At 59.0% G+C, this 22,825-nt stretch carries 22 protein-coding genes and 2 pseudogenes; 5 read left to right on the top strand and 19 right to left on the bottom strand.

What is annotated here, in order from left to right:
- Positions 1 to 56 precede the first annotated feature (56 nt).
- The 6 genes from KHO31_RS24910 to KHO31_RS24935 all read right to left on the bottom strand — a co-directional run bounded on the left by KHO31_RS24910 (position 57) and on the right by KHO31_RS24935 (position 6,895).
- Positions 57 to 1,745 carry a hydantoinase B/oxoprolinase family protein gene (locus KHO31_RS24910; RefSeq protein WP_236071441.1) on the bottom strand — a complete coding sequence of 563 codons (1,689 nt, stop codon included), beginning with the start codon at positions 1,743 to 1,745 and terminating at the stop codon, positions 57 to 59.
- Positions 1,742 to 3,832, bottom strand: a complete 2,091-nt coding sequence (locus KHO31_RS24915; protein WP_201078841.1) for a hydantoinase/oxoprolinase family protein — start codon at positions 3,830 to 3,832, stop codon at positions 1,742 to 1,744. The genes KHO31_RS24910 and KHO31_RS24915 overlap by 4 nt, the downstream gene beginning before the upstream one ends.
- Entirely contained in the window at positions 3,813 to 4,028 is a 216-nt protein-coding gene (locus tag KHO31_RS24920; protein WP_211624340.1) for a hypothetical protein, read from the bottom strand. Before KHO31_RS24920 ends, KHO31_RS24915 begins: the two co-directional genes overlap by 20 nt.
- Before the next feature lie 669 nt (positions 4,029 to 4,697).
- A complete protein-coding gene (locus tag KHO31_RS24925) occupies positions 4,698 to 4,997 on the bottom strand; it encodes an amidohydrolase family protein (RefSeq protein ID WP_200654943.1) in 300 nt (99 codons plus the stop codon).
- A 216-nt stretch (positions 4,998 to 5,213) separates the two neighbouring features.
- Positions 5,214 to 6,344, bottom strand: a complete 1,131-nt coding sequence (locus tag KHO31_RS24930; RefSeq protein ID WP_200654944.1) for a porin — start codon at positions 6,342 to 6,344, stop codon at positions 5,214 to 5,216.
- Between the two features lie 146 nt (positions 6,345 to 6,490).
- A complete protein-coding gene (locus tag KHO31_RS24935) occupies positions 6,491 to 6,895 on the bottom strand; it encodes a hypothetical protein (protein WP_211624342.1) in 405 nt (134 codons plus the stop codon).
- A gap of 650 nt (positions 6,896 to 7,545) precedes the next feature.
- Between KHO31_RS24935 and KHO31_RS39445 the strand changes: the two genes are divergently transcribed.
- A complete protein-coding gene (locus tag KHO31_RS39445; protein ID WP_236071443.1) occupies positions 7,546 to 7,809 on the top strand; it encodes a tlde1 domain-containing protein in 264 nt (87 codons plus the stop codon).
- A gap of 140 nt (positions 7,810 to 7,949) precedes the next feature.
- On the opposite strand, the gene KHO31_RS24945 is transcribed toward KHO31_RS39445, so the two are convergent.
- Positions 7,950 to 8,123, bottom strand: coding sequence for a hypothetical protein (locus KHO31_RS24945; protein WP_211624365.1), 174 nt, complete (start codon positions 8,121 to 8,123; stop codon positions 7,950 to 7,952).
- Between the two features lie 623 nt (positions 8,124 to 8,746).
- Here KHO31_RS24945 and KHO31_RS24950 point away from each other — a divergent pair.
- A complete protein-coding gene (locus tag KHO31_RS24950; RefSeq protein ID WP_201078835.1) occupies positions 8,747 to 8,950 on the top strand; it encodes a hypothetical protein in 204 nt (67 codons plus the stop codon).
- Here the strand turns inward: KHO31_RS24950 and KHO31_RS24955 are convergent.
- The 4 genes and pseudogenes from KHO31_RS24955 to KHO31_RS24970 all read right to left on the bottom strand — a co-directional run.
- A pseudogene (locus KHO31_RS24955) lies at positions 8,931 to 9,176 on the bottom strand (transposase); the annotation flags it as partial. The gene KHO31_RS24950 and the pseudogene KHO31_RS24955 sit on opposite strands and share 20 nt — an antisense overlap.
- 446 nt (positions 9,177 to 9,622) lie before the next feature.
- Positions 9,623 to 10,090, bottom strand: a complete 468-nt coding sequence (gene fabZ, locus KHO31_RS24960) for a 3-hydroxyacyl-ACP dehydratase FabZ (RefSeq protein ID WP_201078833.1) — start codon at positions 10,088 to 10,090, stop codon at positions 9,623 to 9,625.
- Between the two features lie 310 nt (positions 10,091 to 10,400).
- Entirely contained in the window at positions 10,401 to 12,530 is a 2,130-nt protein-coding gene (gene rpoD, locus KHO31_RS24965; RefSeq protein WP_201078831.1) for an RNA polymerase sigma factor RpoD, read from the bottom strand.
- Positions 12,531 to 12,606: 76 nt separating this feature from the next.
- Positions 12,607 to 12,858 carry a hypothetical protein gene (locus KHO31_RS24970; protein WP_201078829.1) on the bottom strand — a complete coding sequence of 84 codons (252 nt, stop codon included), beginning with the start codon at positions 12,856 to 12,858 and terminating at the stop codon, positions 12,607 to 12,609.
- Positions 12,859 to 13,023: 165 nt separating this feature from the next.
- Between KHO31_RS24970 and KHO31_RS24975 the strand changes: the two genes are divergently transcribed.
- A complete protein-coding gene (locus KHO31_RS24975; RefSeq protein WP_201078827.1) occupies positions 13,024 to 15,336 on the top strand; it encodes an NADP-dependent malic enzyme in 2,313 nt (770 codons plus the stop codon).
- 186 nt (positions 15,337 to 15,522) lie between these two features.
- Complete coding sequence (locus KHO31_RS24980) at positions 15,523 to 15,789, top strand: hypothetical protein (protein WP_201078825.1); 267 nt, start codon at positions 15,523 to 15,525, stop codon at positions 15,787 to 15,789.
- Between the two features lie 191 nt (positions 15,790 to 15,980).
- Here the strand turns inward: KHO31_RS24980 and KHO31_RS24985 are convergent.
- Positions 15,981 to 16,958, bottom strand: a pseudogene (locus tag KHO31_RS24985) (beta-ketoacyl-ACP synthase III).
- Positions 16,959 to 17,548: 590 nt separating this feature from the next.
- Between KHO31_RS24985 and KHO31_RS24990 the strand changes: the two are divergent.
- Positions 17,549 to 18,364, top strand: coding sequence for a fused MFS/spermidine synthase (locus KHO31_RS24990; protein WP_201078823.1), 816 nt, complete (start codon positions 17,549 to 17,551; stop codon positions 18,362 to 18,364).
- Between the two features lie 189 nt (positions 18,365 to 18,553).
- Here the strand turns inward: KHO31_RS24990 and KHO31_RS24995 are convergent, their stop codons facing one another.
- The 7 genes from KHO31_RS24995 to KHO31_RS25025 all read right to left on the bottom strand — a co-directional run bounded on the left by KHO31_RS24995 (position 18,554) and on the right by KHO31_RS25025 (position 22,490).
- Positions 18,554 to 18,958: a hypothetical protein gene (locus tag KHO31_RS24995; RefSeq protein WP_201078821.1), complete on the bottom strand. Its 405-nt coding sequence runs from the start codon at positions 18,956 to 18,958 to the stop codon at positions 18,554 to 18,556.
- Between the two features lie 128 nt (positions 18,959 to 19,086).
- Entirely contained in the window at positions 19,087 to 19,284 is a 198-nt protein-coding gene (locus KHO31_RS25000; RefSeq protein WP_011493367.1) for a ribbon-helix-helix protein, CopG family, read from the bottom strand.
- Between the two features lie 169 nt (positions 19,285 to 19,453).
- Positions 19,454 to 19,681 carry a hypothetical protein gene (locus KHO31_RS25005; protein ID WP_201078819.1) on the bottom strand — a complete coding sequence of 76 codons (228 nt, stop codon included), beginning with the start codon at positions 19,679 to 19,681 and terminating at the stop codon, positions 19,454 to 19,456.
- Positions 19,682 to 19,762: 81 nt separating this feature from the next.
- Positions 19,763 to 20,563 carry a fused MFS/spermidine synthase gene (locus tag KHO31_RS25010; RefSeq protein WP_407945963.1) on the bottom strand — a complete coding sequence of 267 codons (801 nt, stop codon included), beginning with the start codon at positions 20,561 to 20,563 and terminating at the stop codon, positions 19,763 to 19,765.
- A 37-nt stretch (positions 20,564 to 20,600) separates the two neighbouring features.
- On the bottom strand, positions 20,601 to 20,864 hold the full coding sequence (locus KHO31_RS25015; RefSeq protein WP_201078817.1) for an HPr family phosphocarrier protein: 264 nt from the start codon (positions 20,862 to 20,864) through the stop codon (positions 20,601 to 20,603).
- 49 nt (positions 20,865 to 20,913) lie between these two features.
- Positions 20,914 to 21,360: a hypothetical protein gene (locus KHO31_RS25020; protein WP_201078815.1), complete on the bottom strand. Its 447-nt coding sequence runs from the start codon at positions 21,358 to 21,360 to the stop codon at positions 20,914 to 20,916.
- A gap of 359 nt (positions 21,361 to 21,719) precedes the next feature.
- Positions 21,720 to 22,490 (bottom strand): YoaK family protein, encoded by a 771-nt coding sequence (locus KHO31_RS25025; RefSeq protein WP_201078813.1) that lies wholly within the window; start codon positions 22,488 to 22,490, stop codon positions 21,720 to 21,722.
- Between the last annotated feature and the right edge of the window lie 335 nt (positions 22,491 to 22,825).

Genomic DNA, 22,825 nt, shown 5'->3' on the forward strand with positions numbered 1-22,825 from the left:
AAGTTCAGTTTGTCCGGCCGACGCCGCACAAGATGACTGTTACGGCGCCCCGGACGTTACAGCAGCGAGGGATCGAGGCCGTAGATGTCCCGTGCAGCAGCCTCCGAGATTCGATCTTCTTTCAGATCACGAAGCACGAGTTCACGGGGGCGATGCCTCGGGTCGCCGTAACCACCGCCGCCGGCTGCGACCATCCCAACCGACTGGCCTGCCTGGAGAACGCTTTTGCGACGCTCAAGAGGTGGGGCGCCTTCCGGCATCTCGACGCGCGCCGGACTTCCAGCATGTCCTCCGAAAATGCCATATGGCGACAAACGGCTGTTTGTACCACCAGCAGAAATCATCGCCTCGTGGTCAAGTATCCGCACTCTACGCCTCATGGTCATTCCGCCCCTGTACTCACCGGGTCCGCCCGAATCACGCACAAGTTCGTAGCACTCGACCATGACCGGATGCTCCGTTTCGAGCGCCTCAATGGGCAGGTTGGCGGAGTTCGTCGTATTAACCTGAACTCCGTCGAGTCCATCTTTTCTTGCCCTTGCGCCCATGCCTCCACCCTGCATTTCGTTGTAGACGTAGAAGCGTCCCGTACGTGGATGCATACCGCTCGTTGTAAGGAGAATCCCACCAGTCGAGGCGGCCACTACCCGCTCAGGCAGAACCGGCGCCAGCGCGGCGAATATCATGTCGACAAGACGCATGGCGATATCCGTGCGGCTGTAAACCGCCGCAGGCGGAGTGGAATTCAGCACACTGCCTGCGGGCGCCGATATGTGTATGGGACGATGAAAGCCCGCGTTCGCCGGAATATCCGGGTCAACAAGGGCTCTGACCGCGAAAAAGACCGTTGCCTGCAGCGCCGTGAACACCATGTTGATTGGCGCCCGCACCTGTGGTGGCGCGTCAGGAAAGTCAACGAACAGTTCCTCACCCTGCACGCTGACACGAACCTTGAGGTCCAGAATGTCGTCAATCAGATTCGTGTCGAATTCGTGCTGGAACTCGTATACGCCATCTGCAATCAGCGCGATACCCGCTCGGGTACGGCGTTCTGTGTAGTCGAGAATCTCGGCCGCAGCCTGATCAACTACGTCGCGGCCATAGCGCTCGCACAAATCCTGGAAGCGCTGCACACCCAGGCGATTTGCAGCCATCTGTGCCCGGAAATCACTTGTGCGCTCGTGCGGCACCTGACAGTTCAGCAGGATGAGATCCATCACGTCATCCTGAAGCACGCCCTGCTTATACAGTCGCACGGGCGGGATCCGGAGCCCCTCCTGGAAGATATGGGCATGCCCGCGGTCAACGAAGTCCGAGTGATGCGCGAGGTTGGCGACCCAACCAACCAGTTCTCCCTTGAAAAACACTGGCTCGATAAGCACGATATCGTTCAGATGCGTGCCGCCGCCCGTATATGCGTCATTTCCGATGAACACATCACCGGGCCGGATTGTTGTCATGTCGTGGTGCTCGAGCACGTATCCGGCGATGCCCAGCAGTGAACCCAGATGGATTGGGATGTGCTCTGCCTGCGCAATGATGTGCCCCCCAGTATCGAACAGAGCCGTCGAACAGTCCTGTCGTTCCTTGATATTCGTGGAGTACGCCGCGCGGATGAGTGCTTTGCCCATTTCTTCGGCAATGGTCGACAACGCGCTCCCAATCACCGCCACGGTGATTGGATCAAGCTTCGCAGGTTGAACGTCTACCGGGGTACGGCCGGACATCGATTCGCTGATGTTCATGAACGCTCCTCGATAATCAGGTTGAGGAAAGAATCGACACGGGCCGTCTGGCCAGGCAAGACCAACGTCGTCGAGTCCATTTGATTGATGACGGCCGGCCCATCGACGGAATGTCCCGGGCCGAGTTTCTCCCTGTCGAACAGCGGACACTCAGTGAAACCTCCCGCTTCCGGAATCCAGACTTCCCGCATGCTGGCGATCGCATCCTCTGCTCGCGTGACTGCGTCTGGCTGTGCCTGGAATTCAGCCTTCCTGACCCGACCAACGGCACTGACACGCAGCGTTGTAACCTGGATGGCCTCATTCTTCGCGACGTAACCATACGTGAGCTGGTGCGCATCTTCGAATGCCTCGCGAAGCAACTCGATTGCCTGCTTGTCAAACTTCCCTGCCGGGCACGGCACGCTCAGTTCAAAGCCCTGACCGCCATAGCGCATGTCGAGCGTTCGGGTGACCGCCTTGCGCTCGTCCTTGATCTCTTCTTCCTCAAACCACCGCGAAATCTGCTGATCAAGCTCTTCGAAACCTTGCTGCAGACGGGCAGAGCTTCCATCCTCAAGCGGCAGGAGCCGCGTCAGGGACGTAGACGTTCGCAAGTCCGTCAGGAGCAGGCCGAGCGCACACATAATCCCTGGATATTTCGGGATGGCGATTTTTGGCATGTCGAGAGCGCGGGCCAGTCTCGACGCGTGAATCGGGCCTGCGCCTCCGAATCCGAACATCACGTAATCGCGTGGGTCGTGTCCGCGCTCCACGGACACGACTCGAATCGCTTTTGCCATATTGGCGATGACTACACTGATGATGCCTTGCGCGGTCTCCATCACTCCCAGCCCGAGGCGCTCACCCAACTTCGCGATGGCTTCCTTCGCCTTGGCCTGATTGACTGGCAGTCGGCCATTCAGTAATGCAACGGGGTTCAGAACCTGGAGTACGACGTTTGCATCGGTGACTGTCGGCTCGTCATTGTTACCCCGCTCGAAGCAGATCGGCCCCGGGTCAGCAGCGGCGCTGCGCGGTCCCACCTTGAGCAGCCCGCCTGCATCAACGTATGCGATTGACCCACCACCTGCGCCCACGGTGTGAATATCGAGCATCGGAAGCTTCAGCGGGTGACCATGCACGACCGCCTGGTTCGACATGATTGGCACGCCACCCTTGATGAGGGAGACGTCGGTAGACGTTCCACCCATGTCAAAGGTAATCAGGTTCTCGAACCCAGCCGCTTCTGCAATGGCGAGGGTACCCATTACACCTGCCGCAGGCCCGGAAAGTACCGTACGTGCAGGGAAACGCTGAGCTGATTCGGACGAGATAATGCCGCCGTTCGACTGCGTGAGATGCACGGGCGACCTGACGCCAATCTCATCAAGACGAGGCTTTAGCCGCTGCAGATAGTTCTTCATGATCGGGCCGAGGTAGGCATTGACCACCGTCGTGGAGAACCGCTCATACTCACGAAACTCGCGCGCAACTTCGTGCGAGACCGTGACGTAAGCCCCGGGAATCTCCTCTTCAACAATGCATCTTGCTCTCAGCTCGTGTTCGGGATTCACGTAGCTAAACAGAAAGCACACAGCGATTGACCGGATACCCTCCGCACCAAGTTGGCGAGCTGCAGCACGAACGGCTTCTTCATCGAGTTCGGTGAAAACACGACCATCGAAGAGCACGCGCTCAGGAACCTCAAGGCGTCTGTCACGCGAAACAATAGGCTTTGGCTTCTCGGTTTGCAGGTCGTACAGCGCGTCCCGCTTCTGACGACGCAACTCCAGAACGTCGCGAAAGCCCGAAGTGGTAATAAGGCCCGTCTCAGCGCCACGGCCGACGATTAGCGCGTTCGTCGCGACGGTCGTACCGTGACCGAAGTAATGGACGTCGGCGTCCCGTCCCGAGACTCGCGACACCTCGCGCAAACCCTGCTCAACCGCGTTCGCGATGCCAAGCGAAGGGTCCTGTGGGGTGCTACTCACTTTCCAGACGAAGATGTCGCCCTTCACTTCATCAAACATACAGATGTCAGTAAAGGTGCCACCTGAATCGACGCCAACGCGAAGACGCAGGCGATTATCGGTCGAACTGAGCATCGGTGATGCGCTCCGCAAAAATTACATAATACTGACCATCAATAATTGGCGTCCAAATTGGCGCCAATATTGGAACGGCAAAATTCACGAGCTTACCGAAAATCTGACCCCATTTTTCTCTGTCGCTCAAGAAGTGCATGCCATGAGCCAGCAGCCGTTTTGCCCAGCCGGCTCCGCTCAGATTTACGCTATGCATTCGCTGCTCCTATGGTCCCCGCGCGCTCCCGCCCGAAGGTTGATGTGCCCAGCTGCAACTAGAGTCTTTCAACTTGACCGCCGCCTAAACGAATAGTAACTATCCATAAATAATTTTCAAGCATAAAACTATTCATTCATATCAGAACGAGCGTAAACCCCGACATGTCCGTCACTTCAAGCGCCGGCGGTCTGGCTTGCCTTCGGCCCAACCACGGCGCTCGCACTCCCGCCGGCACCCATGCCGCCTGGCTCCCGCCGATCATCGGGGCCTGCACATAAATCATGAGCTTAGCGTCGGCGGCACCGCAGTACACGCCTGATCGCGGCATCGCGGATCCGTATCTCTATTGCGGGATATCAGTGACGCAGACGCGCTTGCCCCGCCGGGACTTTCGCTCCAACCAGACCGGCCTCAGGAACAGCTTTGCATGGGGTTTGCGTTAAGGTCGACGCATCGGCGACGCCCGATAAGAACGTCTTCCCTGAAGCGGCGATCACTTTCTTGTCGGGCGTGCACGAGACTTGATGGAAGCGACCAATCGGTCCTGACGCAGAAGTTTTTTGCACGGCAGGTCGCGAGCGTACCTGCGTGGTGACGCGCCGCGCAGCACGATGTCAACGTTGCAACCGGCGCCGAATTCGATGCCGGGAGCAATCTCCTTGTTGATTACTTGTTTGGGTCCGGCTTAGCCGGCGCATATTTAGTTTGCGCATTCTGAGGATCTTGCGGATAGTGGACATCATCGCTTCCCGGTACAGATCCGTTTTTCTCAAGGTTCCGAAGCTCGGCATTCTTTTTGGCCCGCGCTTCTTTTCGGGCGGCCTTGCGCTGGGCTTTCTGAACCTGCTTCGGAGTCGACGCCACCGAGTCGGGCGCAGCATTCTGCGCCATCGCGACCGGCACCGTTAAGCCGAACAAAGCAGCCGATGCGACGGCGGTTATTACTCTTTTGCGGATTTGAAACATCACAATTATCTCCAAGAGCGAAGCGGTTTAATGCGGGTGAAAAATTGCCAAGGGCGCGATTGCTAGTCCGCCACGACAATCGCACCTGATCGCCAATAGGTTAGCGGCATTTCGCCCTCACGGACGCACGCTAACAAATTGGCGAGTGCAGGCGTTATGGCGAAAACATCGGTTTCGCCTCAAACAAAGTCTGTTACACGTATGAGACCACTATTTTTAAAACCGATGACGCATCCCGAGGAAGACCAGTGTCTGACTCGCGTTGCCAGCAGCAGGATAAGAGTCAGCAATGACCGCTTGTGCGGCCCCCGCTCCGTTTTGACCGGAAGCGTGGCCATATGAAGCGGATGCGTAAACGTCGGTCTGTTTCGATAACAGATAATCTGCCATAAGCGTTGCTTGATTGTACGTAGCTGACGAATCGCCGTGAGATTTCATGAGATCGTAGCCGACTTGTACCAGCACGGCCGGGGTGATAGTCCAAACAGCATAGATGGAGCCGTTGTTGTATCGTTCAGCGCTTTTGAATTTCGAATATGCATCGGCGAGATACTCCGAATAACTATAGTATCCACCAAGCGTCACTGGGCCAAACGAATATTTGGCACCGGCGCGAGCGATATTAATTGCTTTCGCCGACGAATACGCTTCATTGACAGGGCTTAGAAACAAACTGCCGAATGATGATGTGCCACGGGTCGAGAGAGTAGGGTTCCCTTGGTCAGCGTGGGAGTAGCCTCCCGCTAACATCAACGACCCTCGGGTGTACGAGGTTGCAAGACTATATGACTGCCCGGACCCCACTGAGCCAGCTACGCCACCGAGTGAATAAGCCGCTACCGCGCGAAATCCAGCCCAATCTGGACTCAGCCATTTCACCTCGCTGTTAACTCGTGCACTACCGTCAGCGTTGTCTACATCTCCCGGAGCGGTGAAATAATAACCATAGTCATTCGGCTGAACGGGGTACACCAAATCCATCAACGCATCGTATTGACGTCCCGCAAGGATCGTTCCGTAGGTATCCGACTTCAAGCCCACATATGCATAACGCCCAAACAACGCACCGCCCTGTTTTGCTTTGCCGGTGTTGATGTCGAAGCCGTTTTCCAGTCGAAATACGGCTTGAAGTCCACCGCCCAGGTCTTCTGTTCCTTTAAGACCCCACTTATTGGTTCCCACCTGGCTTCCCTGAAGGCTGATCTGCGAGTGCTGGCCCCCAGTGTTGTGTACGTACTGGATCGTTTCGTCCAGTTCGCCGTAGAGCGTAACGGAGCTTTGGGAAAACGCTGAAGTGCAGGCTACGAGTGATCCGACAGCAGCGAAAACGGCCTTACGGTTAATCATTTTGTACTCCGAAGTGATGGTTTAGGATTGGCCAAAAAACAACTAGATAAAAGGGTTGCAAAGGTCCACATCGAGGTACTGACGGAACCGACCACATCCGAGACGGTCAGGTCATGAGCAAGCGGACTCAGTACTGACTGTGAGAATCATGCGGGCTCGCAGGCGGGAGTATCCTGAGGAAGCCATCCCGCATCAGATAGAACACCTGAAAAAAAGGATTCAAGCCAATACGCTTGTCCTTTCAGAGTGGACATAAGGAGGTTCGGCTTGATCGAGGCATGCGCAGGAAAACCATGAAACTCGTCATGAATTTGTAATTTTTTGATGGGCGGCAATTGGTTGCGCGCTCCCGCTGCGTCGTTCAGGCGCCATAGAGACGACGTGTTCCTGCTCGCCTGACGTGACAGCAATGTCGAAGCGTCTTCATGGCTGCCACCATTTCGTCGTTGCCCAAAGCCCGCCTCCATTAGCCCATAAGGAATGACGCTCGACCGGGCGGCCGTAGCGCCCGTATCCGGACCAGGTAACTCTGCTGAAAATACCTTTTTCATGGAGGGATCTCCGCGCTCTTCGTCACGTGTGGTTATGTCCGCCCTTACTTCCCCAGGCTTCATTGCTCGTCAAGACTGTCCCGCCCAGATCGGGTTTTGCGGACCATCTCCAGCGCATAGACGTGATAGTAACTATCCATAAATATTTTACAAGCATAAATTTATTCATTCGTTGCAGCTACGCGAAAACCCCTATCGACATCGGAACGCCACCAGAACTGTCGAGTTGGTGGGCCTAGTGGCAGACTTCCGGCGACGTTGTCGCCTACCGTGTTCGCCTGGTTCTGAAAGCTCACTCCCAGGAAGCGCGAAGGCGCCGTTTGCGTACTCGTCGCCTGCCGGACTGGGGCGCCATCAACTCGGTTTTGTCGAGTCCACAACTGCTGAACTCCGCGTTGCTGGAGTCACCCGCCTGACGGAGCGAATGCTCCTGCATGACATTCCGGGAAGTCCACTGGGACCTACAGCGATATTTACGATCGCTGAAACAGGTGTGTCGATTGCCCGCTATTCATTACTGACGCTCGGGCAGCCCATCAAAATCAAGCGCGATGCATGCAGTCAACCCACGTTGTTCGCGCTGGGCCGGTTCGGCCGACAACCGATTTTGGTCGCACGCGCGAACTGCTACCGATAAGGCGAGTGCTTTTATGCCAGTTGCATGCACCTTTAGCCTGAATTCGCAGAACACTTCAACACTATCGTGTCCGGGCGCTGGCTTTTTCTCCGCGTTTTCAGGCACGTCCACCGGTCGGGATAATCCTGCTGCTGTCGCGAAAGAGGGTCTTGGGCCATTACCACCGGGTCGCTATTACATCGTGGATCGGCAAACCGGTGGACGGCTAGGCTGGCTTCATGACTTCGCGAGAACCTACGGGTATGGAACTGACCGCAGCCAGTGGTTCATGTTGTGACGCGATGGCACGGGTGATGTAACGATAATCAACGGGGTCAGGCGGGGCGCTTTTCGCCTGCACCCGCTCGAGCTGCGGGAGGCGGTACGACCGCACGCTTGGGCAAAGCGGCGCTTCCCGATTGCTCGCGGGAGCCCCTTTTATTGCTGGTGAGCTTTGGTTTGCGTCGATCCGGCCCACAGGTTGTGCGCTTCGTCGAATGACTGGTATTCGTTCCACGTCGCGACAAGGGTCGCCGAGATGATTGGTGTGCTGAGTCCGGATTTCTCGCAGGCGAAACCAGCGAGAAGGATGCCGACGCAGGCGGTCAGCACTGCCGCCGGGATCTTCTCAAGAAGCGGTCGGTACTGGACGTGATACTTGCCGTCGGTGCCCTTGACCAGATAGTCGTCGACTGCAGAGAGCGTGGCGTGCAGTGCGTGATTGGATAGGTGACGATACAGACCGTCATAGGTCGCGAGCGCTTTGCCGCGGCGCGCGAACTCGTAAAAGCCGATCTCCTTGTGTCAAATGACACAAAGTCGTCCTCCCCCAAAGACCAGTTTATAAGGCGCAGCGGGCAGCGCTGGTCAACTTTGCGTCAATTCTTATTGCCACAAACTTGTCCATTTTGCTGAATTTGACCTAAAGTAGACCCATATCGCTGGTCCGAAATAGTCGCCATTCACCCACCCCAATCCCTGCCAGTTTCCCGGCTGCCGAAGCAGACGCTTCATCATGTGTGGTCGCTGAAACTGCAACGCACACTCGTACTCACTTCGGTTAAAATTCCCATGAAATATTTCGCTGTGTCCGCCAAAGCCTCTCTATTGATTAGTAGTGCTAGTGATAGCCCAACGCTGACTTTTGATATACCGTTCTGGACATCGATGGTCGAACGCAGTCGGTACGTCTTGGCACAGAAAGCCGGCAGCACCACGTTGTCCGCAATCAGCAGGTGACAATCACCCGTGATGATCAACAAGAAGAAGAAGAACACGAAACGCCGATTCTCTGGCAGGCGAAGGGCATTGCCGAAGCACGCTTCACGTCTCGCCCCGAGTGGAGCACCGCCGGCGAATCCATGTGGACGCGCTTGTCGAAATTTTCGGCTCTTTTGAAAACGGAGTGGGTAATGGGGCTCATCGGGCATGCTCATTAAAGCGTGCGAAGTTGAGTCTTCCCGCGATGAGGAACAGGACCGTACGCATGGTTTCGAAGCGAGCGTATCCGCGTGCTTTGCGTTTGGCGGCTTGAAACAGGCCGTTGATAGCCTCGATGAAACCGTTGGTTTGGCGCGTCTGAGTCCAGGCAACAATGCCGTCGAAGTGTCGGCGAATCAATCGCGCGACGTCCTTCATCGGTTCGACCTTCGAGCGCATAACGTCTCCTGCACCCGGCTCTCACGCGCCCTGCTGAACTTGCCGCGTGGCACTCAACTCAGAAGTACCGGCAAAATCGCCTCAAAAAGTCGTCATTGAAGGCGTCAGCCGTCCAGCTAAATGGGACGACTTTACGTCAATTATTCGACAACGCGTTGATAAGAAACGGTTTTCCGATATCGCGCGCTCCCGAATTTGCCTATGGGACGACTTTAAGTCAATTTCCCGGTCAACTTTGTGTCGTTTGACACCAAGTCGATGCCGTACGCTTGCACTCGACTTTGGGCTATCTGTCGCTCGCTGCCTACGAGACGAAACTGACAGTGAAAGAACCTATCTGCCTGTCCGAAATAACTTGACCACTACGAGTGGTCACGTCTCACCCTAAACGATGTCCTGGCGTGAGTCATGGCCCGTCACTCTGCCAGGAGATCAGCATTCCCCGTTGCGCCTTACTGGCAGTTGGTATCCGCATGTCTGACCGTGCAAATCAGACAGGCCTCCGCCGCGACCACGCCATCCACTTCGGCGCGTGCCTTGAACTTCCAGATACCGCGCATGTGCCGCTCGAACGTCGCGTTCAGGATCAGCTGGTCGCCGGGTTCCACCACGCGCCTGAATCGCGCGTTGTCGATGCCGACGAACAGGTACAGCGTGCTGGCCGGATCATGCGGCTCTTCCGAGAAGGTCAGCAGCGCAGCCGTCTGCGCGAGCGCTTCCAGAATCAGCACACCCGGCATCACCGGACGACTCGGGAAGTGGCCCATGAAGTACGGTTCATTGATTGACACGTTCTTCAGCGCCTTGATGCGCTTGTGCGGCTCGAGTTCGAGCACCCGATCGACCAGCAGGATCGGATAGCGATGCGGCAGCAGCGTGAGAATCCTGTGGATGTCGAGATTGATTTTTTCAGTGCTCATGGTATTTCTGTTCACGCATTGACCGCGCGATGATCACTCCGGATGCTGGTGCAGGTGGATAGGTAACGCATGCTGCCGCCGTTTCCGTGACCCGGCGGCAGCAGCCACCCGGTCACAGCAACCGACCCTTCTGGCCTGATACTCGCTCGAACCTTGCCCGATGCTCACGCCTTGTCGCCCGAGGCATTGGCAGCCGCCGCGTCGAATGCCCTGATACGGTCGCGCAGTCTGTTAAATTGCACATCACCGCGGCGCTTCGTTTCTCATCCGGTGTACACGGCCCCGTAGGGCCGTGTATCGCCTCTGGTTTCTACTCCTCGCCCAGGAACGACTTCAATCGCCCGGACCGGGCCGGGTGCCGCAGCTTGCGCAGTGCCTTGGCTTCAATCTGACGGATCCGTTCGCGCGTCACCTCAAACTGTTGTCCGAGTTCCTCCAGTGTGTGATCGCTGCCGCTATCGATACCGAAACGCAGGCGCAGAATCTTCGCTTCGCGCGGCGTCAACGTCGTGAGCGCCTCGCTGACGGCATCCCGCATGCTGGCCTGGAGCGCTGCATCGTCGGGCAAAATCGCCGCGGGGTCCTCGATCAGGTCGCCTACCGACGTGTCTTCGTTTTCCCCGACGGACGCATCCAGGGAAACCGGCTCCCTGACGATCCGCAGCATTGCCCGAACCTTGTTTTCCTGCATCTCCATCCGCTCCGCCAGCACCGCAGCGTCGGGTTCCCGTCCGGTTTCCTGCAGGATCTGGCGCGAGACCCGCTTCAGTTTGTTGAGTGACTCGATCATGTGGACCGGGACCCGGATGGTGCGTGCCTGATCGGCAACCGACCGGCTGACGGCCTGCCGGATCCACCAGGTCGCATAGGTGGAGAACTTGTACCCCCGCCGGTATTCAAACTTGTCAACGGCCCGCATCAGACCAATATTGCCTTCCTGTATCAGATCGAGAAACAGCAGACCGCGGTTCGTATACCGCTTCGCGATCGAAATCACCAGTCGAAGGTTCGCTTCGATCATTTCGCCTTTCGCGCGCAGCGTTGTCGCTTCACTTGCGCTCATCGCGCGACAGACCTCCCTGAAATCATCGAGCGGAAGCACGACCCGCTTTTGCAAAGCAAGCAGTTTTTCCTGTTCCAGCTGGATCGCAGGGAGGTTTCGCTCCAGCACGCAACTGAACGGGTGCCCTGCTGTGATGAGTTGCTGCGGCCACGCCGGGTTGGTCTCGTTGCCCCGGAAATGCGCGACAAACATGTCGCGAGGCACACCACACCGGTCAACCGCGATCCGCGCGATTTCGCGCTCGATGGTCCGGACCCCGTCGGCGGATACCCGCAACGCGCTCGTCAAACGCTCAATCGTGCGCGCCGTGAAGCGGATCGTCGTCAGTTCGGTCTCGATCGCCGCCTGTGCGGCGCGATAACGCCCCGATCCGTAACCCTCCGTTTCGTAGGCATCCCGCAATTGCTCGAACCAGTCCGCTACCGTTGCCAGCTTCGCCAGCGCGTCACGCTTCAGGGTCTCGCTCTGCAGACCGGCCGACGCGCCTTCAGCACCGTCATCATCTTCGTCTCCCTGATCCTCGTCGAGGACCGGATCGCCGTCGACGCTTTCCTCCGCGACGGCAATAATGTCATCCGTCTCCACTGCAGCGGGGTCAATCATCCCATCGACGACCTCTTCGATAGCGGTTGCGCCGCTGGCAACGCCGTCAGCGATCGCCAGTATCTCGGCAATCGTTGTCGGGCACGAAGAGATGGCCCGGATCACGTCGTTGCGACCCTCTTCGATGCGCCGCGCAAGCGCAATTTCCCCCTGGCGAGTGAGGAGTTCAGTGGTACCCATCTCGCGCATGTACATGCGCACGGGATCGGTGGTGCGGCCGAACTCGGCGTCCACGCTCGAGATGGCCGCCACGGCCTCTTCCTCGACCTGCTCATCAGACGAACTCGCGACCGCATGATCGTGCATCATCATGGACTCGGCGTCCGGTGCCTGCTCGAATACGGCGATGCCCATGTCGCTGAAGGCTCTGATCACGTTTTCGATCGCGTCCGGTTGCCCGAGGCGCTCAGGCAGGCAATCGCTAATTTCCCCACGAATGACGAACCCGCGCTCATTTCCGAGCTTGACCAGCGCGCGCAGGCCCGAGCGGCCGTCGTCGTTTTCTCCAGCGGACCCATCCGGTGGCGCGGCACCGGCGTCGTGCACACGTGCGTTTGCTTTCATCCGGCGTGAACCGGTCCGCGGTGGAACTGTTGCGGCCGCAGACCCGGAGTCCCGCGCTCCTTCCAGCGTCGAGGAGCTCGCTGGTCGCGTTGTGACCGCGGCCGCCGTGCGTGCGCGATCCGTAACGTCCGTGCCGGCGCGTCCACTCGTCACGTTGAGGTTGCCCGGCACCACGTCCAGTGTCTGCTTCTTCACAGCCTTTTTCGTCACGCGGTCGCTCCTTGGGATTTGGCGTCACGGTTAGCGCGCAGCACGTGCGGCGGCCTTCTCGAGGTGAATAGCCATCTCAGAGGCGCGCACCATGCGCCCGGATCAGTTGGACCAGATCAGATACCGAAATCTCATACCGGACCTCCTGTTCGGGACCCGTCGCATGATGATCGCTGTACCGCTCCTCGATCTCGACGAGCACGGCGGTTCTGCCATCGGGTGACGCCTGCAGCATGACGTCGCGATGCGCCTGATGACCACCAGGACTGACCGGATCGGGATGCAGGCGCAGACGCCCAAGGCCGTAGTTGCGTGGAGCTGAATTCATCTGAGCTTTCCCTTGATTCATTTCTGTCGGTGGTCCTGCCTTGCCGGGTCGCTACAGGCCCGCGCGTGGTGCCGCCAGGTCTGGCGTCCCAGCACCTCTGCGTCATGTCGCTGACGTGATAATATCATTATCATTGTCTGCAAATGTTGTTAACCAGGAGACATCATGCCTACCCCAGCCCAGGGCAAACTCCGCGAAGCCGCCCTCGATTATCACGAGTTCCCGACGCCGGGCAAGATCGCGATCGCTCCGACCAAGCAGATGATCAACCAGCGCGACCTCGCGCTGGCGTACTCGCCGGGCGTCGCGTTCGCGTGTGAGGAAATCGTCGAAAACCCGCTGAACGCCGCCCGTTTCACCGCGCGCAGCAACCTGGTCGGCGTCGTCACGAACGGCACCGCGGTGCTGGGTCTCGGCAACATCGGGCCGCTCGCGTCGAAGCCGGTCATGGAAGGCAAGGCCGTCCTGTTCAAGAAGTTCGCCGGCATCGACGTGTTCGATATCGAGCTGAACGAGTCCGATCCGCACAAGCTGGTCGAGGTGATCGCTGCGCTGGAACCGACCTTCGGCGGTATCAATCTTGAAGACATCAAGGCACCGGACTGCTTCATCGTCGAACGCGAATGCCGCAAGCGCATGAAGATTCCGGTCTTCCACGACGACCAGCACGGCACGGCCATCGTCGTCGCGGCGGCCATCACCAACGGTTTGAAGGTGGTCGGCAAGGACATCAAGGAGGTCAAGCTGGTGTCGTCCGGCGCGGGCGCGGCAGCGCTGGCCTGCCTGGACCTGCTGGTCGACATCGGCCTGCCGCTCGAAAACATCACGGTCACCGACCTGGCCGGCGTGGTCTACAAGGGCCGTGTCGAACTGATGGACCCGGACAAGGAACGCTTCGCACGCGAAACCGACGCTCGCACGCTCGCTGAGGCGATCGGCGGCGCGGATATTTTCCTCGGCCTGTCGGCCGGTGGCGTGCTGAAGCAGGACATGGTCAAGCAGATGGCTGACAAGCCGCTGATCCTGGCGCTGGCCAACCCGACCCCGGAAATCCTGCCGGAACTGGCGCTCGAAGTGCGTCCGGACGCCGTGCTCTGCACCGGCCGTACCGACTACCCGAACCAGGTGAACAACGTGCTGGTGTTCCCGTTCCTGTTCCGCGGCGCGCTGGACGCGGGCGCGACGACGGTGACGCGTGAAATGGAAATCGCGGCAGTCAACGCGATCGCCGAACTGGCCCGCCAGGAGCAGAGCGATATCGTCGCGACGGCATACGGCATTCAGGACCTCTCGTTTGGTCCGGCCTATCTGATTCCGAAGCCGTTCGACCCGCGCCTGATCGTCAAGGTCGCGCCGGCGGTGGCGAAGGCCGCGATGGAATCCGGCGTCGCCGAACGTCCGATCGAGGACATGGACGCCTACGAACAGCATCTTCAGCAGTTCGTGTATCACAGCGGCACGACCATGAAGCCGATCTTCCAGCTGGCGCGTAGCGTCGAGCCGGAGAAAAAGCGCATTGTGTTCGCGGAAGGCGAAGAAGAGCGCGTGCTGCGTGCGATGCAGATCATCGTCGACGAAAAGCTCGCAAAACCGATCCTGATCGGCCGTCCGGCGGTGATCGAACAGCGCATCGCGCGTTACGGCCTGCGTCTGGTCGCGGGTCAGGACTACATGGTCGTGAATACCGACCACGACGAGCGTTACCGCGACTTCTGGCAGGACTATCACAAGATGATGTCCCGCAAGGGCATCAGCGAGCAGATGGCCAGACTCGAAATGCGCCGCCGCACCACGCTGATCGGCTCGATGCTGGTGAACAAGGGTGACGCCGACGGCATGATTTGCGGCACCATCAGCACGACACATCGTCACCTGCACTTCATCGATCAGGTGATCGGCAAGCGCGAAGGCTGCAGCGTCTATGCGGCGATGAACGCGCTGGTGCTGCCGGGCCGGCAGATTTTCCTGGTCGACACGCACGTGAACGTCGATCCGACGCCGGAGCAGCTCGCCGAGATCACGACCATGGCCGCCGAAGAAGTGCGCCGTTTCGGCATCGAGCCGAAGATCGCGCTGCTGTCGCACTCGAACTTCGGCACCAGCAATGCGCCGTCCGCGCAAAAGATGCGCGACGTGCTCGAGATTCTCAGGGAGCGCGCGCCGGACCTTCAGGTGGACGGCGAAATGCACGGCGACGTCGCACTCGACCACAACCTGCGCCGCGAAGTGCTGCCTGACTCGACGCTCGAAGGCGATGCGAACCTGCTGGTGCTGCCGAACATCGACGCGGCGAACATCGCGTACAGCCTGCTCAAGACGGCCGCAGGCAACAACGTCACGATCGGTCCAATGCTGCTGGGTGCGGCCAGGCCGGTGCATGTGCTGACTCCGTCCGCAACGGTGCGCGCCATCGTCAACATGACTGCACTGGTCGTCGCCGATGCGGGTGCAGCATTCCCTTCGTCCCGGACCACATGACGTCTCAGCTGTCACAAGTAAGCATCTCGCCTGAAGGATCCCGGATGTAGACTAATAAACTCGCGCGCCGTGGCAAACGGGACAGCACCGCGTGAGACGCCTCACTATTACCGCCACACTGTGATTTCCCCAGGTTCGCTGTGCAGGAATCTTGAACAACTCCAATCGGACAGGAAGGCATTAGCCATGGATCAGCCCGGTACGAATCTCACTGCACCAATTCTTTCTTCCGACTCGGCCGTCTGGTTTTCGGCGTACCGCTTCGGCTGGGGATACTGCGCCTTTACGCTGCCATCTGAAGCGGTTTGCGAAAAACTCGGCGCTGCGAACGGGACCGCGAAACAGTTGCTGCTCGCTTTCGAGCTTGGCAGGCGCAAACTGCTGCAGGCAGTAGTGCGGAAAGCGCTTCCGGGTACTGGCGAACGGATAAGGCTCTCGGCTGATGATCTCTAACGCAGAACTGAAGCGTCGCTGTGTCGCCTGGTGCCTGTGACGACCGGCAGCACACGCTGAGCGTTGCCAGCTGCCTGCCGTCGTCTACATTTCCGCTCTGTCGTAATCAGGAACGCCGCAGACACAGGGTGCGGCACCCTACTCCCGTCGCGCAGAAAGCTTATGGAAATCGGCTTCCCTATGAATTTCGCCTAAGCCTGCATAGCCAAAGCACCCCATGTCACGCCAGCACCCACCGCGTGCATTAACACCCTGTCACCGCGACAGATACGGCCGTCCTGATAAGCCTGATCCAGAGCGAGGGGGATGGAAGCAGCGGACGTGTTGCCATGCTCGTGGACAGTGGCGACCAGACGATCGACCGGGATGCCCAGCTTTCGTGCCGTAGCTTCCATGATGCGGATGTTCGCCTGATGAGGCACGACCCAGGTGAAGTCTGACATCGCCAGTCCACACTTTGCCGCGACTTCCTCGCTTACCGCCTGGAGCGCACCGACCGCCAGCTTGAACACTGCGGGCCCATCCATGCGCAAAAACGGATCGCCCAACACAGCGCCACCGGCAATGCTGCCCGACACCTTGAGGATTTCCGAGTGGTGTCCGTCGGCATGCAAGGCCGCGCCGAGTATCCCCGGCTCCTCAGATGACCTCAGGATCACGGCGCCCGCCCCATCGCCAAACAGCACACAGGTACTGCGGTCCTCAAAATCAAGGAGCCTCGAAAATGTCTCGGCTCCGATTACGAGTGCCGTCCTGACTGAAGTGGCCCGTATCAGCGCATCTGCAACAGTGAGTGCATAGATGAACCCACCGCACACCGCCTGAATGTCGAAGGCCGCACAGCCGTTTCATATTCCGAGTTTCCGCTGGACAAGACAGGCTGTGCTTGGAAAGATTGCATCGGGTGTGGTGGTGGCGACGACGATCAGATCGACGACATCCGCTTCGATTGCCGCTGCAGACAGAGCCCGGGATGCGGCCGCTACGGCAAGATCGCTCGTTTGGGAGTGACGGTCAGCAAACCGTCGGGACTGGATACCGCTGCGTGAATAGATCCAGTCGTCGCTCGTTTCAATGCCCCTGCTGGCAAGCTGCGACGCCAGGTCCGCGTTTGAAATGACGTTCGAAGGCAGAAAACTACCGGTTCCGACAATACGCGTGAATGACATGACTAACACCGGTCAGAATGTGGAAGGAAGCTCACCGCCGTCAGGAAGGACATCCCGGAGTGAGCGAGTCTGATATCAACTTTGTCACTGGAAATGAACGGCAACTCCATCCGCTATATGCGCTGGCGGCGTTTCGCAAATGCCATTCTGTAGACTGCAACACGATCGGTCTCAGGCTTCTGGATTCGTCCCCGCACATACCCAGGCATCATCTTCCCGCATACCCCTACCCAGCTGCTAACGAGCCAGTCAACGGCATGCAGACATTGATGAGGATGTGTTTCAACGGGTTGCGCTGTTCGCTGGATCGATCATCACAGTGACCCGGGTGCGCCTGGATGTCAGACAAACGAGGAGCGTATGCCATGATAATATCATTATCATTGTCAACCGCCTGCCTGCGGAACAGGTTTGTGCCCCATGGATCTAGCCGTTCCGTCGCAGGTTAATGGTCGTGAAGACCGGACATCTGACTGGCCGGACTGGAACCGGAGTGCAAATGCGGGCCGCCAGTCAGCCCGAAGACGCCGCGATCATTCCAATGCGGTGGGTGGACCGAAACCGAACAGGAACGTCACTCAGACCGCAGCATGGATCACTCTCACGCGTCGTTCGACGCCTATATGAAGTTTCTTGCCGGGCCATCCGCGAACGGTGCGCCCGTGGTGCTGGAAACCGAGCACGCGCTTTCGCTGCATTTCGATCTGCTGGCCACGCAAAGTTTCATGTCCCGGCGTGACCCTGACAGGCTGGCGCTCGGCTACACCCGGACCATGATGGGATTCCTGCTGCTGCAGCCGGCGCCCACCAGAATTTCCATGATCGGCCTGGGCGGCGGATCGCTGGCCAAGTACTGCTACCGGCATCTTCCGGATACAAGGATAGTGGCCATCGAGATCGATCCCGGGGTGATCGCGTTGCGCGACACATTTCACATTCCGCCCGATGATGAGCGGCTCGAAGTAATCTGCGCGGACGGGGCGGAATACGTCAGGAGCAACGATGCGTGCCCGGACGTGATTCTGGTGGATGGTTTTCTGGCACACGGCATGCCCGCACAGCTGGGCAACGCCGCCTTCTACGCGGCTTGCCATGCGCGGCTCACGGGTGATGGGGTGATGGTCGCAAACTTCGTTGACGACGATCCCCATATTCCATACTACCTGGACGAGGCGCGTTCAGTGTTCGGTGAGTCGCTTTCCATTTTCCTGGCCGAGGACAGTGGCAACTACACGCTATTTGCCTGGAAGGGTGCGCCGAGACTTCCCTCCCGGGATACGCTGCTCGCGCGTGCACGCGGCCTGGCCACGACACATCCCCTGAACCTGCGCGGGACCGCGCGCCGTTTGAAGCAAGGCGTGGGGCTCGCTTCGGACTGGACAATCGGCGAGGAGCTGACCGGCTAACGAAACTGCTGACGGCCCCGCGATCTGCGCGGCCGGAACGGAAGCGCCGCGTGACGCGTCCACTAACATGCAGGCACTCACGACGGTCGATATAGGCACCTCATGCAAAGGCTCCAGGAAGACATGACATTCAAGGTGCCGGGAACCGGGATGGGCCAGTCAGCATCGGTGGTGCGTCGCATGCCAGGGCTATGCCGCACGGCCGCTAATGTCCCTGCTCAGGGCAGCCACGCATCGGGCGTAGACGACGATCACCCGCGGTGACGCGAAGTTGATCTGCATGTCGCGGGTGAAGAACCAGGATGCGTCCTGTTGGCCGCGCACGATGTCACCGGCCTTCACGAGTTGCTGCGCGAGATCCGCGGCCATTCGGCTCAATTCAACCCGCAGGCGCCAGTCGGCATGATGATTGTGGTGACGCAGCCAGATCCTCGTGCTCTCAACAAGATGATCGGGCTGCAGCCACGCTCCGGTGGTGCGAAAGGCAAATATCTCGGATAACGTGAGAAAGCACAGCAACTCTGCGTTCGTCTCAAGTCGGTGCATCCTGCGACCTGTCATATCGTTGCGGCCGCGACGGCCGTACATCGTCACGTTACCCTCATCGTGCTATCTTCCCGATGCAGGCTGAAGCGCGCTGCCGAAGAGACCCGTGGTGCCGTGGAACCAGCACCCAGCGCGATGCCTGCGGGATCACGTCGCTGACCTGGCGCAGGCGCACCTCAGGCGGTTTTTCGGCGCGGACGCGCGCCAATTGCGCTTTTGGTCCGGTAGCTGACACCATGCTGATCGAGGTAGTCGCGGATCAGTTGCCGCACCACCTGTGAGGGCGTCAGGTCCTGCGCCGCGCACAGCTTTTCGAACGCTTCCTTCTTCACAGGATCGATCAGAATCGTGAGTCGAGCGCTTTTCGTTTCCATGACGGGGGCGAAGTCCAATTATGTTAATTAAATTATAATACATCGCGTGGCCCGAGTCATCTTCGTGGCGCCAGAATCACACGGTGGCCGGTGATTCCCACACGCATCGCCGATGCCCAGCCATTCAGCGACTGGCAAGTCAACGGCGTGCAACGCATGGCGCGGTGCGCTAAATCTCCGCCCTGACACGCAGAAAATCCTGTCCAGCCCGGGTAATCGACACACCGCCTCGCCCATTCGCTGGGACGGATACCAACCCGGCGTTACGCAGTTCCTGCGCGACCGACCAGTTTAACGTGGGCGCATCGCGGCCGTATCGTTGCTGGGCCAGACGCTCAAGCGCCCAGATGGCTGCATGGGTCAAGGGGTTGCTGTCGTTGTGGCTTTCCGCTGTCATCTTCTATCCTCGGGAATGCGCCTGCTCAAACAGGTCGCGAACATGCAGGGGTTGCCATCCATCAGCGATAGACGCATCCGCTCAGCACGTTTGCTCATATCGATGCCAGTTGAATTTCTTGCCGTACTCGATGCGCGTGGCCGTCGCATGGAGATTCACCGCGTGCGTCGTTCCGAGTGCGCGCGCCCGGTCAAGCATCGTTGCGAAGGACGGGATCTCATCCGCGCCTTTCCACGCAAAAACAGTGACGTTGTGTTCACTGCCTTCGGACGGTGCCAGGGTCACTGCGTTCGCGAAAACTTCCCTGAGCGAGCGCAGGTAGCGATGGAAATCCGGTTCGTCGGTTACCAGATTGGCCACCAGGACGCCGTCATCGCTCAACCTGCGGCGACAGGCTTCATAGAACGTTCTGCTGCCCAGCTCTGCGGGCAGGCCATCGGCATTGAAACCGTCAACCAGCAGCACATCGGGCCGGTGATCCGGAACCGTGACGTACTGCGCCCCATCAGCACAAACCACCCTGAAGCGCTCACTGTCACGCGGCACATGAAACCGGTCGCGCAGCGCGATCACCTGGGGATTGATTTCGACGACGGAAATCATGGTGTCGGGCAAATGGCGATAGCAGTATTTCGCCAGCGAGCCGCCACCCAGACCGATCATCGAAATGCGGCGCGGGAATGGCCGGAACAGCAGGAAGCCCATCATGGTGCGCGTGTAACCCAGCGCAAGGGCGTAGGGATCGCGCCGCAACATGGTGCTCTGCACCCCGCGCGCGTCAAAGTACAGCGAAACGACCTGGTCGTTCTCTATGACCACCGGCCTGTTCGCCTTCCTCTTTCTTTTCATGTGCGTGATCGAAAAATTCCGATGCAGGGGCAATCGGCAGGCGAAGGCCACGCCCCCTTGCAGCGGTCAGTCAAGAGGATTCCTGCGTACACAGCATGGCCGAGAGCGCCTCAAGCGCTGCGGTCTCGTCAGGACCAGCTGCCAGAATGTGCAGCTGGGTGCCTGCCTTTGCCCGCAGGGACATCACCGACATGACATCCTTGGCATTGACGGACCGGCCGTTCGCCATGCAGATGATGTCGCTCACGAACCGGGATGCGTGAACGGCAAGCCTCGCCGACCCGTGTCCGTTCAAACCCCACGTGCCGCCCACCTGAATCAATGCCTCAACCAACCCGCCCCCTGTGTAAACCGTAACCCAGGCCCGAACCGGCCGGCCGTGCTCAGTGCATCAAACCGGCGACGACCCGGGCAAAGAAAGCCCGCAGCAGCGGGTCCCACATTTCATTTCCCAAAGCGATTTCGGCCGTGTCCAGCCGCTTCATTTCCCGATCGAGGTAAATGGCGCGAAGCGACCTTGGGTGCGGCGGCCCGACAAAGAACTGGCCGTCGTCATCAAGAAACAGAAATGGCTTCTGCCTGTAGCGGCCCCCGAGCAGGGAGGTCGCATCCAGGACATGGCGGGCCGATCCCTTCTGATAGACAAAAATGACGTTGACTCCGCATTCTTCCAGACGGTCGCAGATATCCGAAAAACGGTAAAGCATCTGGAATCCGCGTTCGCCCGCCTTGCCCACGCCAATGACGATCAATCCGCGACGACCCATCACGTCCCGCAGATACAGGTGCGTGTAGTCGTGGGACAGCAGCGGAACACTTGCATCAATCACGTCGACCTCCCTGCCGCGCACAGGCATACACCTCGTTTCGCGCAAGCCCGGCCTGCAACGTGACCAACAAGATTCCTGCCCAAGCCTGCTATATTATTAGCATTTCAGGATAAGTCAATGATAATTGTATTATCATGATTTGGCGGTACCCATTGCGAAGGACGGCCAGTCAGTTCGCCGCTTCTTCCATGCACACACGCGTACGCCCGGAGAGCGTTCCTGCATCGAGGATCGATCCGGCTCCTGAACGGGCGGCTGCGCTGCGCACTGTTGAGATCAGTCGACGACGGCCACCGCAAAGGTGCCGGTAACGCAACCGACGCTGCACTGGAATCAGTCTCGCGACCCGTGCCCGGCGTCTAGCGGTCGAGTCGGTCGAGTCGATAGGCCTGCTCGCGCAGGTCGTCAACCAGTGGCACGATAGCCAGCACAATCAGCACGCCCGCAAGCGGTACCGTCGACGCGTAGCCGATGTGCTTGAATCCCATCGCACCGGTAAAACCACCGACGACGAACATGGCCAGCATCGTTCCGTGCACTTTCAGCCTCGCCCGATTCGCCAGTACGAAGGGTGCGCCAGGGTCGGTCCTCGCGGAATTCCAGTAAAAGAGCTTGCCCAGTTCGATGCCGATGTCCGTCACGATTCCGGTCATGTGGGTGGTACGGATTTCGGCACCGGACAGTTTGGTGATCATGGCGTTCTGCAGACCCATGATGAAGCACAGGAGCACAACGGTCGCTGGTACGAACAGCGTATCCCACAGCGCCAGATGACTGCCGAGCAGCCCGAAACACAGCAACAGGACGGCCTCGATCAGCAACGGCGACGCGTACTGGCTGTGTAGCCGCCGGCGCCGCCCCCAGTTCACGAGCACGGCGGAACAGGCGGCGCCCAGCAGGAACGAGATCAGCGATGCGGCGCCGGCCAGAACCAGTGTGAGATCGCCCAGCGCCGCCTGGTCGGCAATCGAGGACACCACGCCGCTCATATGGGACGTGTACTGCTTCACCGCCAGAAAGCCACCGGCGTTAGTAGCGCCCGCCACGAACGTGAGCGAAAAACCAAGTTGCCTGTCTGCCCCGGTGCTCCGGTTCTTCCCGGTCAGGCTCCGGAAATACTGTGCTGGCATCGGCTAATGGCTCCTGGTTCGCGTGGTCAGACCATGCGCCGACGAAACAACGCACGGGCACAGCAGATGGCCTTTCAGATCCGGCATCGGTTGATAGACATGTCCCCGGCGCCCCGAACAAAGCCGGCAAGTTCGTTGTGCGTCTCGCTGGATCATCCCCTGTGGAATCGGATCAATAAAGCTGCTAGGATGATAACGCAATTATCATTAACTGCTAACTTGATGCCCCTGGCCAACGTGCACTCCGAGGGGCGGGTGATGCCAGGAGATGTTGCGGATGGGTCCCCAGCGGCAACGATGCAGACTCAGCACGCGGTTGATTGCAAGACGACAAA

Source organism: Paraburkholderia domus (assembly GCF_905220705.1).
GTDB lineage: Bacteria > Pseudomonadota > Gammaproteobacteria > Burkholderiales > Burkholderiaceae > Paraburkholderia > Paraburkholderia domus.

Coding starts and splice junctions, on each gene's coding strand:
- KHO31_RS24910 (WP_236071441.1), bottom strand. CDS start 1,745: ATGAACATCAGCGAATCGATGTCCGGCCGTACCCCGGTAGACGTTCAA.
- KHO31_RS24915 (WP_201078841.1), bottom strand. CDS start 3,832: ATGCTCAGTTCGACCGATAATCGCCTGCGTCTTCGCGTTGGCGTCGAT.
- KHO31_RS24920 (WP_211624340.1), bottom strand. CDS start 4,028: ATGCATAGCGTAAATCTGAGCGGAGCCGGCTGGGCAAAACGGCTGCTG.
- KHO31_RS24925 (WP_200654943.1), bottom strand. CDS start 4,997: ATGTTTCAAATCCGCAAAAGAGTAATAACCGCCGTCGCATCGGCTGCT.
- KHO31_RS24930 (WP_200654944.1), bottom strand. CDS start 6,344: ATGATTAACCGTAAGGCCGTTTTCGCTGCTGTCGGATCACTCGTAGCC.
- KHO31_RS24935 (WP_211624342.1), bottom strand. CDS start 6,895: ATGAAAAAGGTATTTTCAGCAGAGTTACCTGGTCCGGATACGGGCGCT.
- KHO31_RS39445 (WP_236071443.1), top strand. CDS start 7,546: ATGCCAGTTGCATGCACCTTTAGCCTGAATTCGCAGAACACTTCAACA.
- fabZ (WP_201078833.1), bottom strand. CDS start 10,090: ATGAGCACTGAAAAAATCAATCTCGACATCCACAGGATTCTCACGCTG.
- KHO31_RS24970 (WP_201078829.1), bottom strand. CDS start 12,858: ATGAATTCAGCTCCACGCAACTACGGCCTTGGGCGTCTGCGCCTGCAT.
- KHO31_RS24975 (WP_201078827.1), top strand. CDS start 13,024: ATGCCTACCCCAGCCCAGGGCAAACTCCGCGAAGCCGCCCTCGATTAT.
- KHO31_RS24980 (WP_201078825.1), top strand. CDS start 15,523: ATGGATCAGCCCGGTACGAATCTCACTGCACCAATTCTTTCTTCCGAC.
- KHO31_RS24990 (WP_201078823.1), top strand. CDS start 17,549: ATGGATCACTCTCACGCGTCGTTCGACGCCTATATGAAGTTTCTTGCC.
- KHO31_RS25000 (WP_011493367.1), bottom strand. CDS start 19,284: ATGGAAACGAAAAGCGCTCGACTCACGATTCTGATCGATCCTGTGAAG.
- KHO31_RS25005 (WP_201078819.1), bottom strand. CDS start 19,681: ATGACAGCGGAAAGCCACAACGACAGCAACCCCTTGACCCATGCAGCC.
- KHO31_RS25025 (WP_201078813.1), bottom strand. CDS start 22,490: ATGCCAGCACAGTATTTCCGGAGCCTGACCGGGAAGAACCGGAGCACC.